The 13,317-nt window shown below is 31.0% G+C and carries 13 protein-coding genes and 1 other RNA gene; 3 read left to right on the forward strand and 11 right to left on the reverse strand.

The window, feature by feature from the left end; all coding sequences use genetic code 11:
• Positions 1-21 precede the first annotated feature (21 nt).
• Genes ilvC through hflK form a run of 8 tightly spaced genes read right to left on the reverse strand, consistent with a single transcriptional unit; the run spans position 22 to position 7,916 of the window.
• Entirely contained in the window at positions 22-1,041 is a 1,020-nt protein-coding gene (gene ilvC, locus AC5SLY_RS04825) for a ketol-acid reductoisomerase (protein ID WP_006997909.1), read from the reverse strand.
• Positions 1,042-1,061: 20 nt separating this feature from the next.
• Positions 1,062-1,610, reverse strand: a complete 549-nt coding sequence (ilvN, locus tag AC5SLY_RS04830; RefSeq protein ID WP_006997908.1) for an acetolactate synthase small subunit — start codon at positions 1,608-1,610, stop codon at positions 1,062-1,064.
• The gene (locus tag AC5SLY_RS04835; RefSeq protein ID WP_006997907.1) at positions 1,611-3,377 is read right to left on the reverse strand and encodes an acetolactate synthase 3 large subunit; all 1,767 of its coding nucleotides are present in this window, start codon (positions 3,375-3,377) and stop codon (positions 1,611-1,613) included.
• A gap of 19 nt (positions 3,378-3,396) precedes the next feature.
• The gene (miaA, locus tag AC5SLY_RS04840; protein WP_494598637.1) at positions 3,397-4,338 is read right to left on the reverse strand and encodes a tRNA (adenosine(37)-N6)-dimethylallyltransferase MiaA; all 942 of its coding nucleotides are present in this window, start codon (positions 4,336-4,338) and stop codon (positions 3,397-3,399) included.
• Positions 4,339-4,340: 2 nt separating this feature from the next.
• Positions 4,341-5,753, reverse strand: coding sequence for a Do family serine endopeptidase (locus AC5SLY_RS04845; RefSeq protein ID WP_494598638.1), 1,413 nt, complete (start codon positions 5,751-5,753; stop codon positions 4,341-4,343).
• A 1-nt stretch (position 5,754) separates the two neighbouring features.
• Positions 5,755-5,940 carry a DUF2065 domain-containing protein gene (locus AC5SLY_RS04850; RefSeq protein WP_006997904.1) on the reverse strand — a complete coding sequence of 62 codons (186 nt, stop codon included), beginning with the start codon at positions 5,938-5,940 and terminating at the stop codon, positions 5,755-5,757.
• A gap of 9 nt (positions 5,941-5,949) precedes the next feature.
• On the reverse strand, positions 5,950-6,816 hold the full coding sequence (gene hflC / locus AC5SLY_RS04855; protein ID WP_018414329.1) for a protease modulator HflC: 867 nt from the start codon (positions 6,814-6,816) through the stop codon (positions 5,950-5,952).
• Positions 6,816-7,916: an FtsH protease activity modulator HflK gene (gene hflK, locus AC5SLY_RS04860; protein WP_494598639.1), complete on the reverse strand. Its 1,101-nt coding sequence runs from the start codon at positions 7,914-7,916 to the stop codon at positions 6,816-6,818. The genes hflC and hflK overlap by 1 nt, the downstream gene beginning before the upstream one ends.
• On the opposite strand from hflK, the gene AC5SLY_RS04865 reads away from it, so the two are divergent.
• On the forward strand, positions 7,917-8,792 hold the full coding sequence (locus tag AC5SLY_RS04865; protein WP_006997901.1) for an Mrp/NBP35 family ATP-binding protein: 876 nt from the start codon (positions 7,917-7,919) through the stop codon (positions 8,790-8,792). It begins immediately after the preceding gene.
• On the opposite strand, the gene thyX is transcribed toward AC5SLY_RS04865, so the two are convergent.
• Complete coding sequence (thyX, locus tag AC5SLY_RS04870) at positions 8,773-9,720, reverse strand: FAD-dependent thymidylate synthase (RefSeq protein ID WP_006997900.1); 948 nt, start codon at positions 9,718-9,720, stop codon at positions 8,773-8,775. The genes AC5SLY_RS04865 and thyX overlap by 20 nt on opposite strands.
• 4 nt (positions 9,721-9,724) lie before the next feature.
• On the opposite strand from thyX, the gene ssrA reads away from it, so the two are divergent.
• Positions 9,725-10,025, forward strand: a transfer-messenger RNA (tmRNA) gene (gene ssrA, locus AC5SLY_RS04875).
• Here ssrA and AC5SLY_RS04880 read toward each other — a convergent pair.
• Positions 10,024-10,395, reverse strand: coding sequence for a pyrophosphohydrolase domain-containing protein (locus tag AC5SLY_RS04880; protein WP_020169662.1), 372 nt, complete (start codon positions 10,393-10,395; stop codon positions 10,024-10,026). The two genes, ssrA and AC5SLY_RS04880, sit on opposite strands and share 2 nt — an antisense overlap.
• A 66-nt stretch (positions 10,396-10,461) precedes the next feature.
• Between AC5SLY_RS04880 and fumC the strand changes: the two genes are divergently transcribed.
• Complete coding sequence (gene fumC / locus AC5SLY_RS04885) at positions 10,462-11,850, forward strand: class II fumarate hydratase (protein ID WP_494598640.1); 1,389 nt, start codon at positions 10,462-10,464, stop codon at positions 11,848-11,850.
• Here the strand turns inward: fumC and AC5SLY_RS04890 are convergent.
• On the reverse strand, positions 11,838-13,289 hold the full coding sequence (locus tag AC5SLY_RS04890) for a hypothetical protein (RefSeq protein WP_006997895.1): 1,452 nt from the start codon (positions 13,287-13,289) through the stop codon (positions 11,838-11,840). The two genes, fumC and AC5SLY_RS04890, sit on opposite strands and share 13 nt — an antisense overlap.
• Positions 13,290-13,317 lie beyond the last annotated feature (28 nt).

Consider the following 13,317-nt stretch of genomic DNA (forward strand, 5'->3'; position numbering starts at 1 on the left):
GATTGAGGTTTTTAGTAAAAATTAACTCTTATCACTATCTATTAATTTTTTCTTACCAATCCAAGGCATCATGGCTCTAAGTTCAGCACCAACCTTTTCAATTGGATGATCCGCAAGATCTTTTCTCATTTTTAAAAAGTTCTTTTGGCCGCCTTCACACTCTTTCATCCAGTCTTTTGTGAACTTACCAGATTGAATATCAGCTAGAACTTCCTTCATTCTTTTCTTGCTCTCACTATCAACAACCTTTTTACCAGATACATACTCTCCATACTCTGCTGTATTGGAAATTGAGTAATTCATATTAGCAATTCCACCTTCGTAAATTAAGTCTACTATCAACTTTACTTCATGTAGACATTCAAAGTATGCCATTTCTGGTTCATAACCAGCTTCAGTTAGGGTTTCAAAGCCATTTTTAATAAGCTCAACTAATCCACCACATAAAACTGATTGTTCACCAAATAAATCTGTTTCACACTCATCTTTAAAGGTAGTTTCAATAATACCAGATTTTCCCCCACCTATTGCTGAGGCATATGATAATGCAAGGTCTCTTGCTTTACCTGTTCCATCTTGATGAACTGCAAATAAACATGGAACTCCACCACCTCTTTCAAACTCACTTCTAACCAAGTGACCTGGTCCTTTTGGAGCAACCATAAATACATCTAAATCTTTTCTAGCATCAATCAGCTTGTAATGAATATTTAACCCATGAGCGAAAGCTAAACTTGTTCCTTGTTTGATTCTTTGCTCAATATGATTTTTATAAATTGAAGCTTGCAATTCATCAGGTGTTAAGATCATTGCAACTTCTGCCCATTCAGCAGCATCTGACATATTCATAACTCTTAATCCTTTTGACTCAGCTTTTGCTTTACTTGCTGACCCATCTCTAAGCGCTACAACAACTTCTTTGGCTCCACTATCTTTTAAATTTAGTGCATGTGCATGACCTTGGCTTCCATAACCAAAAATTGCTATTTTTTTACTTTTAATTAAATCTACATCTGCATCTTTTTCATAAAACATTTTCATTTTTTTTCTCCTATTGGTAATTAATTTAAAATTTCTGCACCTCTGGTCATTGCTACCGCTCCCGTTCTTGAGGCACTGACAAGACCAAGTGGTTTTAAATTCTTTATCATACTATCTATTTCTCTTCTTAAAGCTGTTATTTGAATTACAGCAGATTTATTTGTCTGATCTAATATAACTGGATTATACTTTTTACAAGCATTTAAAGCTTTCTTAATTTTGATAGAATTTGCAACAATTTTTAATAGTGCCATTTCTTTAAATATCACTTTTTTATCTTCTCTTTTAAAATTAACAACATTATGCACTGGAACTAATTTTTTAAGCTGCAATACAATTTGTTCTATAACTTGTGGTGTCCCTGTTGTGACAATAGTAATTCTAGAAAGATTTTTTTTGTGGTCAATTTCAGCAACTGCTAAAGATTCAATATTATATCCTCTACCTGAAAATAGCCCTACCACTCTTGATAAAACACTTGCTTCGTTATCAACCCATACAACAATAATGTGTGTATCAATTTTTCCAGATTTACTCGGTGTGCTATATGCGGATTTAGATTTTACCATTTAAACTAACGCTTTTCCTTTTCCTGTAATTTTATTTGCATCCTGATCCTTTGGACCTAAAAGCATTTGGTTGTGAGGTTTTCCAGATGGGATCATTGGAAAACAATTCTCTCCTTGATCTACAAGACAGTCAAAAATAACAGGTCTATCTGTGTTAATCATTTCTTCAATTTTTTCATCCAATTCACTTGGATCTTTTGCTCTAATACCAACACATCCATAAGCTTCTGCTAATTTAACAAAATCTGGTAGAGCTTTTGAATAACTTTCAGAATAATTTTTTTCGTGTAGTAGCTCCTGCCACTGTCTAACCATTCCCATATATTGGTTATTTAAAATAAATATCTTTATTGGCAAATTATACTGAACTGCTGTTGATATCTCCTGCATATTCATAAGAATTGAGGCTTCACCTGCTATATCTACCACTAGTTTTTTTGGATGAGCTACCTGAACACCAATAGCTGCTGGTAATCCATAACCCATAGTTCCAAGACCCCCAGATGTCATCCATCTATTAGGTTTATCAAATTTATAATGCTGTGCTGCCCACATTTGATGCTGTCCGACTTCAGTTGTAATATAAGTGTCACTGTTTTTTGTTAATTCGTACAATCGTTGAACTGCATACTGAGGTTTAATAATTGTATCGCTGTTCACAAAACTTAAAGATTGTTTAGTCCGCCATTTTTCAATTTGTAACCACCAGTTTGAAATTTTTTGTTTATTAGATTTTTCTAGATTTAATTTTTTCTTTTTTAATGTCTTGGTCGTTGAACTGATTACATCCGATACATCACCAACTATTGATAAATCAACTTTAACTATCTTATTGATTGAGGATGGATCTATATCAATGTGAACCTTTTTTGATTTCGGAGAGAATTCATCTATTTTTCCTGTGATCCTATCATCAAACCTTGCACCAATATTAATTAATAAGTCACAGTCATGCATTGCATTATTAGCTTCATAAGTTCCGTGCATTCCAAGCATTCCTAAAAATTGATTATCATTTCCAGGATAAGCACCTAGGCCTTGTAAAGTTGAGGTTATAGGAAACCCTGTTAAAGAAACTAGTTCTCTTAACAATTCGCTTGCTTTGGGTCCTGAGTTAATTACTCCACCACCAGTATAAAATATTGGTTTTTTAGACTTACTCATTAAATCAATAAGTTGATCTATGTCTTTTTGATTAAATCTATTTAAATTTTTAGTAACAACTTTTTTATCTTTATTTTGTTTTGAGTATTTTGTTTTTGCAAATTGAATATCTTTTGGAATATCAACTAATACTGGTCCTGGTCTTCCTGTTGTTGCAACCTCAAAGGCTTCATGCATAATTCTTGGTAAATCATTTATATCTTTAACTAACCAGTTGTGTTTGGTGCAAGGTCTTGTAATTCCTGTAGTATCGCATTCTTGAAAAGCATCTGTTCCAATTAAGTGTGTAGGTACTTGTCCTGAAATACAAACTAGAGGAACTGAATCCATATATGCATCGGTTAATGCAGTTACAACATTTGTTGCACCTGGTCCTGAAGTAACCAATACAACACCTGGTTTTCCAGTTGATCTTGCATAACCTTCTGCAGCATGACCCGCTCCTTGTTCATGCCTAACTAAAATATGTTTTATAGTTGGATGGTTTTTTAGTTCATCATAGATAGGAAGAACTGCTCCACCTGGATATCCAAAAATATGTTCAACTTTTTGGTCTTCAAGACACTTGAATACTATCTCTGCTCCTGAATATAATTTTGGCATCCAGGCAATCTATCGGACTTTATGTTAATTGGTCAAGTTTAAGAGAAGATTTTTTTAATTTTTTTATATAACCATCTAATTTGATTGGATCAATTTTAATCCACGATGTCATCCTAGTTCTTGCCCAAGTCGCTTGTCTTTTAGCGTATTGTCTTGTTTTAATTGATATTAACTCTTCTGCTTCATCCAAGGTAATTTCATCATTTAGATACTGTGTCAATTCGGCAATCCCAATTACCTTGTTTACACTCTGATCTTTTTTAATTTTTAGTTTAAGAAATTTTTTAACTTCAGAAATGGCTCCATTATTTAGCATGCTAGAAGTTCTTAAACTAATTTTTTCAACAAGCTTTTCTCTTTTTGTATCAATATGTAGTTTTAAAAAGTCACTATCATTAAATTCAGATTTAGTCTTAGCTAACCAATCATACATAGATATATTTGTATAAGATTTAATCTCATAAGCTCTTATGGATCTTTGAGTATCATTTGGATCAAATTTGTCTTTGATTTTAGGATCAAGTTTTAAAAGTTTTTTATAAAATTTTTTTTGTCCTTCTTTTTTAGACATTAGTCTAACTTTATTTCTAAACTTAAGAGGTATCTCTGGAATTTTAACTAGTCCATTGATTAATGATTGAAAATATAGACCTGTTCCACCAACTAAAATTGGAATTTTTTTCTTTTTTTGAATATTTTTAATTTTTTTAATTGTTAGTTCTAACCATTGTCCAGTTGAAAATTTTTCATTTAAATCAACAAATCCATATAGATGATGTTTAATATTTTTTTGTTCTTGCTTGTTGGGTCTTGCAGTTAATATTTTTAATTTTTTGTAAACCTGCATACTGTCAGCATTGATGATTTCTCCTTCAATTTTTTTTGCAATCTTAACACCAAAATTTGATTTACCTGATGCAGTCGGTCCTGAAATTAAGATAATTTTGGACTGTTTGTCCATTATTAATCTAGCTTAACACCAATATATCTTCTTTGGTTTTGATTATTGTAAATTACAATCAAAATAGTTTTTTGATTAGATTTTAAAACAGTGCCTACAATATCTTCAAGATCTTTAGTAGATTTTATTTTTTTCTTTTGAGCTTCAACAATAACATCTCCAACATTTAAATAATCTATTGGGCTATTTTTTCCAATATTTGTTATAACTAAACCTGTTGTTTGATTGGGTAATTTTCTTTGCTCAATATCTTCATCATTCAATGGTCTTACAATTATTTTTAAAGATTTAATTTCAGAAATTTCAGGTGTTTCTTCTTTGGTTTCTTTTTTTTCTACTTTAAAATCCTCTGAAGTTTCAAGCCTTCCTAGTTTAATTTTTTTAGTAATCTCTCTTTTATTTCTCCAGATTTTAACATCTACAGTTTTACCAACTTCTGTTTGCGCAACAATTATTGGCAATTCTTTCATCTCTTTAATTTTAGTATTATTAAACTCTAATATAATGTCTCCTGCTTTAATTCCTGCTTTGTCAGATGGGCTATTTTCTGCAACACTAGCAACTAATGCTCCTCTAGGTTCATCTAATTTTTCAACTTCAGCAATTTCTTCAGAAACTACCTGAATTCTAACACCTAGCCATCCTCTTTTAGTTTCACCAAATTCTATTAATTGATTTACAACTCTTTTTGCATCGTTCGATGGTATCGAAAAACCTATCCCAATAGAGCCACCTTTACCCAAAATTGCTGTGTTAATTCCAATTACATCACCATTCATATCAAATAAAGGTCCGCCTGAGTTTCCTGAGTTTATTGATGCATCAGTTTGAATGTAATCTTCATAACGAGACAGTCCGATTGATCTATTTCTTGCTGATATTATTCCTGCAGTAACCGTTCCTCCTAAGCCAAAGGGATTGCCGATTGCGATAACCCAATCACCAATTCTCGCTTGATCAGAATTTCCAAATTTAACTGGTGTAAATTTTTCTTTTGAGTCTATTTGAAGGACTGCAATATCAGATAAGGGATCAGCACCAACAACCGTTGCTTTATACTCTTTATCACCATCAACTCGAACTAAAATATCTTCTGCATTTTGAATAACATGATTGTTAGTGATTACAATTCCACTCTCTTCTATTATAAATCCTGAACCAAGTGCAGCAGACTTCCTTGTTTGAGGTGTTCCAAATTCTTTAAACATATCTTCAAAAGGTGATCCTGGGGGAAACTGAAAACCAGGAAATGGATTTGAATTTGTAGTAATTGTTGTCGTTGTAGAAATATTTACAACAGATGGCATTAATTTTTCTGCCAGATCCGCAAATGATGCTGGTGCGTCTTTTGCTAATACTTGTGATGCAAAACTTATTGCAAAAAATATAATAAATAATTTTTTAATTCTGTTCATTTTAACTTTTTATATACCAAATAATTATAAAACCGATAACTGCAAAAATTAACCCACCACTTCTTAATTGTGAATCTTTTATCATCTCCATTTTTTTTAACATACTTTTCATTTTTGATGGAAATAAGGCATATAAAATTCCTTCTATAAAAAGAAAAAGTCCAAAAGCTATAATTAGCTCTTTCATTATTTTAGATTAATTTTTAGGTTTTATGTTACCAAAAAATTTAAAGAATTCACTGTCAGGTGATAAAATTAAAGATGTCTGTCCACCAATTAAAGCAGTTTCATAGGCTTGCATTGCTCTGTAGAAAGCAAAAAATTCTGCATCTCTTCCAAAGGCTTCTGCAAAAATCTTATTTCTTTCACCATCTCCTTGACCCTTCATGATTTCAGATTCTTTATTAGCATTTGCTAAAATTACAGAAACATCTTTGTCTGCAGTTGAAGTAATTGTAACTGCCATCTCAGCACCTTTTGCTCTAAATTCTTTTGCTTCTCTTTCCCTTTCAGTCTGCATTCTTCTATAAATTGCATCACTGTTTGCTTGTGGAAGGTCCGCTCTTTTAATTCTAACATCTACTATTTTAATTCCAAAACTTTCAGCTTCAGTATTTACACCTTCTTGTATTAAAGCCATTTGTTTAGTTCTGTCTTTTGAAAGCAAAGTTTGTAATTCTTGCTGACCTAATACATTTCTCAGTCTTGAGTTAATAATTGTTGCTAGTCTTGATCTTGCAACTCTTTCATTCCCAACTGAAATATAAAATTTTAAAGGATCTACAATTCTAAATCTTGCAAATGCATCAACAATTAAACGTTTTTGATCTGATGCAATAACTTCTTCTGGAGGCGTATCTAAATTTAAAATTCTTGTATCTAGAAAAACTACGTTTTGAATAAAAGGAATTTTAAAATTTAAACCTGGTTTTGTAATAATTCTTTTAGGATCACCAAATTGGAGAACAATCGCTTGGTTTGTCTCTTTAACTATAAACATAGATAGAAACGCTAACGCTCCTACTGCAATAATTATTGGTAATAAAATTTTTTGTACTTTCATTAGTTACTTGCCTTTTTTTTACCTAGCTCTGGTAATGGTAAATACGGCACCACACCTGAACCTGCATTTTTTTCTATAATTACTTTATCAATATCAGCTAAAACTTTTTCCATAGTCTCTAAGTACATTCTTTCTTGAGTAACTTCTTTTGCTTTTGCATACTCTTCATAGATAGATACGAATCTGCTAGCTTCACCTTCTGCTTGAGCAACCACTTGTTGTTTATAAGCTTCAGCTGCTTGCATAATTTTTGCAGCTTCTCCTCTAGCTCTTGGGATCACGTCGTTTGCATAAGCCTCGGCTTCATTTTTTGATCTTTCCATATCCGCTCTTGCAGCTTGCACATCTCTAAAAGAATCAATTACCTGATTAGGTGGGTCTGCTTTTTGCGTTTGTACTTGAGTTACTTGAATACCACTATTGTATTCATCTAATATCTTTTGAATAATTTCTTGTGTTTCAATTTCAATTTTAGCTCTTCCTTCAGTTAAAATTGATTGAATATTACTTTTAGCAACAACTTCTCTCATTGCAGTTTCTGCAGCAGCTTTCACTGTGCTTTCTGGGTCTTGGACCTCAAATAAAAATTTTCCTGCATCTTTAATTAACCAGAATACTGAAAAATCGATATTAACAATATTTTCATCCCCTGTTAACATTAAACTTTCTTGAGGAATATCTGCCACTCCTCCACCTTGTGAAAAACCACTTTCTCTTTCAGATCTAAAACCAATATCCATTCTATTAACTTTTGTAACTTTTGGTGTTTCAACAGCCTCTACTGGAAACGGAATATGATAATTTAATCCTGGTTGTGTAGTTTTAATAAACTTACCGAATCTAAGAACAACACCTTGTTCATCCGGAAGTACTCTATATAGGCCACTTGCTAACCATACGAAGGCTAAAATAATTAGAAATAATATAATTGGTTTTCCTCCTGATGAGCTTCCACCAGGTAAAAATTTATTTATTTTACTTTGAATATCTCTAATAATTGCATCTACATCAGGTGGTGTAGGTCCTTTTCCCGAACCATTTCCTCCTCCTGGAGGTGTTCCCCATGGGCTTCCGCCTCTACCTTGAAAATCGTCTGACATATGACAAAGTATATAATGTCTTTCTCACAAAAAACAAGTAATGATAAAAATATGACTGATAAAAAGCCAGAACTAAGTGACGCAATGAAAAAAAAACTGGAACCTAGAAAGTTTACAAAGAACCCAATTTTAGGAACAAAATTTACAATAGCTGTTTCAAGTGCAAAAGGAGGAGTTGGAAAATCAACTTTTGCAACCAACCTTGCTTTAGCATTAAAACAAATTGGCTGCAAAGTTGGTTTACTTGACGCTGATATTTATGGTCCTTCAATTCCAAAGATGTTTGATATTAATGAAAAACCAAAAAGTGATGGTCAAACCTTAACTCCAATTACAAAATATGACATTCAATGTATGTCCATTGGTTTTCTTGCAGATCAACAAACTCCAATGATTTGGCGTGGACCTATGGTTACTAGTGCAATTAAAACATTTACACAAAAAGTTGGTTGGAAAGATTTAGATTTTATCATTGTTGATATGCCTCCAGGAACTGGAGATACCCAATTAACTTTTTCTCAAGAAATTAAGATGGATGGAGCAATCATTGTCTCAACTCCTCAAGAAGTAGCTCTTCTTGATGTTAAAAGAGGGATTAAAATGTTTGACAAGCTTGGAGTTAAGATTTTAGGTTTAGTTGATAACATGAGCTATTTCACTGGTGATGATGGTAAAAAATATAAAATATTTGGTGAAGGTGGGGTTAAGCGAACTGCGGAAGAATTTGAAAAAGAATTTTTAGGAGAAATTCCAATAAATCCTGAGGTTGGAAAATGTGGAGATGAAGGAAAGCCAATTGTTGAAGCTAATCCTGAACACGAAATTTCTAAAATATATTTAGACTTTGCTAGAAAAATTAAATCAACTTATCTTTAAGATCAAAAGAAACCATAAGTTCATTCCATTCTCTTTTGGATAAGCCTGAACTATCTGGATTAACATCCTCACCTTTAATAAGTTTTTGAATGATAATTTTTCCTTTAGCTGAAACTTCTGTGCCCCCTACTCTATAATCCATGAACGCATCATAAGTTATAGGTACCCATTTCTTAACAGTATCTAACATGATGTCAGCATAAACTCTTATTTCATACTGAGCATGACTATCAGCTCTTAATCTTAAAAAATTCATTAAGTTTAATAAATCAGTTTTCCAATACCACTGGGTATAAGTGTTTAAAGTTAAATTCATTCTTGCAAGTTCTCTTGCTAACCCTTTTTTATTTTCATCAATCGTTGATCCATCAAATCTTTGATTGAGCATCATCTCATAGTTGTCATAAGTTTGTTCAGCATCATTTTTTAAAAGTTCTAAAACTTCTTTTGCTTGTTCACCTTCAATAACATCACCTCTACCTTGTCTGTTGCTTGAAGATTGAGCTGCTAAATTTTCTGCAGATGGCAAATAAAATTCTTTATCTAAAATTGAATACCTAGCTGAGTACTCATTAACATTTGCTGTTCTATGTCTTATCCATTGACGAGCAATAAAAATTGGAAGCTTCACATGATATTTGATTTCACACATTTCAAATGGAGTGCTGTGCCAATGTCTCATTAAATATTTAATTAAACCTGCATCTGTTGAAACTTGTTTGGTTCCTTTTCCATACGAAACTCTAGCTGACTGAACAATTGAAGTGTCATCTCCCATGTAATCAATAACTCTTACAAAACCATGGTCTAATGCTGGCATTGCCTCATACAGAATATTTTCAAGCGCTGGGGCAGTAACCCTTTTCGTTTGATTTTGCTGACCTTGTTGATCTTTGATCTCTTGTGATTGTTCTTTAGTTAATTTCATGATTTTTATTGAATCTCTTTCAAATGCTTTTATAGTAATAGTGTTGGCTTGCCAACTACGACGATAAACGAATTTCGTAATAACCATTACGGACGTGGGGGCAGTACCCACCACCTCCACCATTACAACTTACGGGGGTGAAATAGGATCGACGGGTGACTAAAGGCTATTCTTTCGTTCGGGATTGTTCCACCGTAACGGGCTAAACTTTAAATGCTGACGAAAGTTACGCACTTGCTGCATAATTAACTTAGGTTAATTATAGAAGCACGGTCTGGGGCACCGGGTAACAGAACGCCCCTACTAATTTACAAATTTAGTTAGATCAGGTTTAAAATATTTAGGGCCCTTCATAACTTTTCCAGATTCGTTATAGATAGGTTTGCCATCCTCACCTAATTTACTCATATTTGAACTTTGTACTTCCTCAAAGCACTTATCAAGATCAATACCAAACGCATGTCCAGCCCCATAAGTGACATACAATATGTCTGTTAAAGCATCTGCAACTTCTAAAAGATCTTTATTTTCCATTGCTTCTTTAAGCTCTTCTAATTCCTCTTTTATTAAATCATATCTAAGACTATTGATCTTATCAGTGCTAAAAGATGGCTTAGTTTTGACTTCTTGACCAAAGGTTTCCATAAAAGTTTTTACTTTGTTAAAATTTGACATTTAGCTCCTGTAAGTTTTTAATAATTAATATATAAGTATATTAAATTACTAATTATATATTAATCAATGAAATTAAGAAAAGAGTTTGACAGTATTGGAAGCATCAACGTACCTAGTGATAAGTATTGGGGTGCATCAACTCAAAGGTCTAATAAGTTTTTTAATATTGGAAAAATTTTAGTTAATATTTCTATAATAAAATCTATTGCGATCATTAAAAGATCTGCTGCTTTAGTGCATTATAAAGAAAAGCAGATAAATAAAAAAATTACTAATTCAATAATTAAAGCTTCAGATGAAGTTATAAAAGGAAAACTAGATGAAAATTTTCCTCTAAAGGTTTGGCAAACAGGATCTGGCACACAAACTAATATGAATGTTAATGAAGTAATTGCAAACAGAGCAATTGAAATATTGGGTGGAAAAAAAGGTTCAAAAAAACCAGTTCATCCAAATGATCATGTAAATAAATCTCAATCAACAAATGATGTTTTTCCAACAGCTATGCATATATCTGTTGCTCAAGAGACTATATCAAAACTATTACCTAACTTAAAAATTTTAGAAAAAGAATTAGCAAAAAAATCTAAAGAATTTAAAAATATTATTAAAATTGGCAGAACCCATTTACAAGATGCAACACCATTATCACTTGGGCAAGAATTTTCAGGCTACCAGGTACAGCTAAAAAAATGCATTGAAAGAGTAGAGCTTTCACTTAAAGAAATATATTTTTTAGCACAAGGCGGGACGGCTGTTGGGACAGGTATTAACTCTAAAAAAGGTTTTGATAAAAAAATTGTTAAAGAGATTGCTAAATATACTAAAATCCCTTTTAAACCAGCTCCAAATAAATTTGCAGAACTTGCAGCTCACGACTCTATTGTAAATTTTTCAGGCACACTAAATACCTGTGCTGTTGCATTAATGAAAATATCAAATGATGTGAGATTTTTAGGTTCAGGGCCTCGTGCTGGATATGGTGAATTAATATTGCCAGAAAATGAACCTGGTTCATCTATTATGCCAGGAAAAGTTAACCCTACTCAATGTGAGGCAGTAACAATGGTTTGTGCCAAAGTAATAGGCAATCATACTGGAATTACAATTGCTGGATCGCACGGGCATTTTGAATTGAATGTATTTAAGCCAATGATTGCTCATAATGTACTTCAATCGATAGATCTTATTGCTGATAGTACTAAAAATTTTGCAATTTATTGTGTTAAAGGAATAAAAGCTAACAAGAAAAGAATTAAAGAGCATCTGGATAATTCTTTAATGCTAGTAACAGCACTAGCTCCACATATCGGATATGATAATGCAGCAAAAATTGCAAAGGTAGCTTTAAAAAATGGGACAACACTAAAACATGAGACTCTTAAAACAGGTCTTGTTGATGAGAAAGATTATGAAAAAATAGTAGATCCTAAAAAAATGATCTACCCCTCATAAAGACCTATTAGTTCGTTTAATAATCTTCTACTTTTAGTCAAATTATTAGAACTATTATCATTAAAACCCTCAGCTATATTATAGAATTGATCACTCACCTTGTTGTCATCTATCTTAATATTTTTAAAAGTAATTTCATTACCCAGAAAATCATAAATTATATTTAGCTTGATGTTTTTAATATCTTTTCTTAATCTTTTATTGGTGCTTAAAAAAGAATACAATCTATCAGGATCTTTAATATCTATTGATAAATTAGCTGATAAAATTAATTTATCATTTTCTAAAAATAAATCACTATTAGAAACTTCTATTAAACCAATATTATTGTTGATAAATATTGATTTATCAAAACTTATTTTGCCATTTAAAATTTTTAACTTCAGTTTAGCTTCATTAAAGATTTTATCTTTTTTTGTAGACTTAATATTTACTAAAGTGTGTACACTAATATTTTCATTAAATAATAAACCTGATTTAATAAATTCGTTGATTATAGAGTTTGGTGTAAATAAATTAGAAATTTTATAATTATATAAATCAATCTTTAGATTTAGATCGAATGGATTTATTGCAAGTTGTCCATTATAGTTTATTTTAGAGTTAAGAGTTTTAGAGCCATCTGATTGAAATATTACTATTTGATCCTTAATACTGTATTTCGTATTGATAGATGAATTTAGTATAGAAATATTATTCATTCCACTGTTTAAATCTTCATCTTTTTTAAAAAATTTGTCTATAATTTTAAGTTTAATATCGGAAGCCTTTATCTTAATATTTTTTTGTGAATTTATTGTATTTTGATAATTTAATTCAAAAGGTATATTAAAAATTTCTCCTTTTAAATCAAAAAGATTAAATAAATTTTTTTCATCAAAAAATAAAAATGCATTGGAGATTTTTATAATTGAAATTACTTCGTTTAAATTGTTCTTAAAAAAAACATTACTATCATTAATTTTAATTTTTTTTTTAGAAAATTTATTTTCACTGTCTTTATAAAGTGGTTTTAAATCATTACTTAATAAAGAAAAATTTGCCTCTTCAATAAATACTTCGTTTATTCTAATACTATCCTTATTGAAAAAATTATTTTGACTAATTAAAACATTTAATGTTTTAATCTCTGCTAAAGAAGTTTTGCTGTCTCTAATTAAATAATGAGGTTTTGGTAAAATGCGATATGAGATATCAAAAGAGTTAGTTAAATTTATATTAAATTCAGAGCTTAATTTACTAACAATCTTATTTTGTACCCAATTTTTGTCATACAATAGAGGTATTAATAAATAAAAAATATAGGCAAATAATATACTAATTGCGGTTATTATATATTTATTAAAAGTACTAACATGAAACTTATTATTTGTTTTTTTTTTAAGTTTGAATATTGTCTTTTTAATTAAGTTATTAAAATTTTTAACAATTTGTTTCATAAATCACATTGAAGGTTTTAATAGCTTA

This window comes from Candidatus Pelagibacter sp. PS_23, from assembly GCF_059417905.1.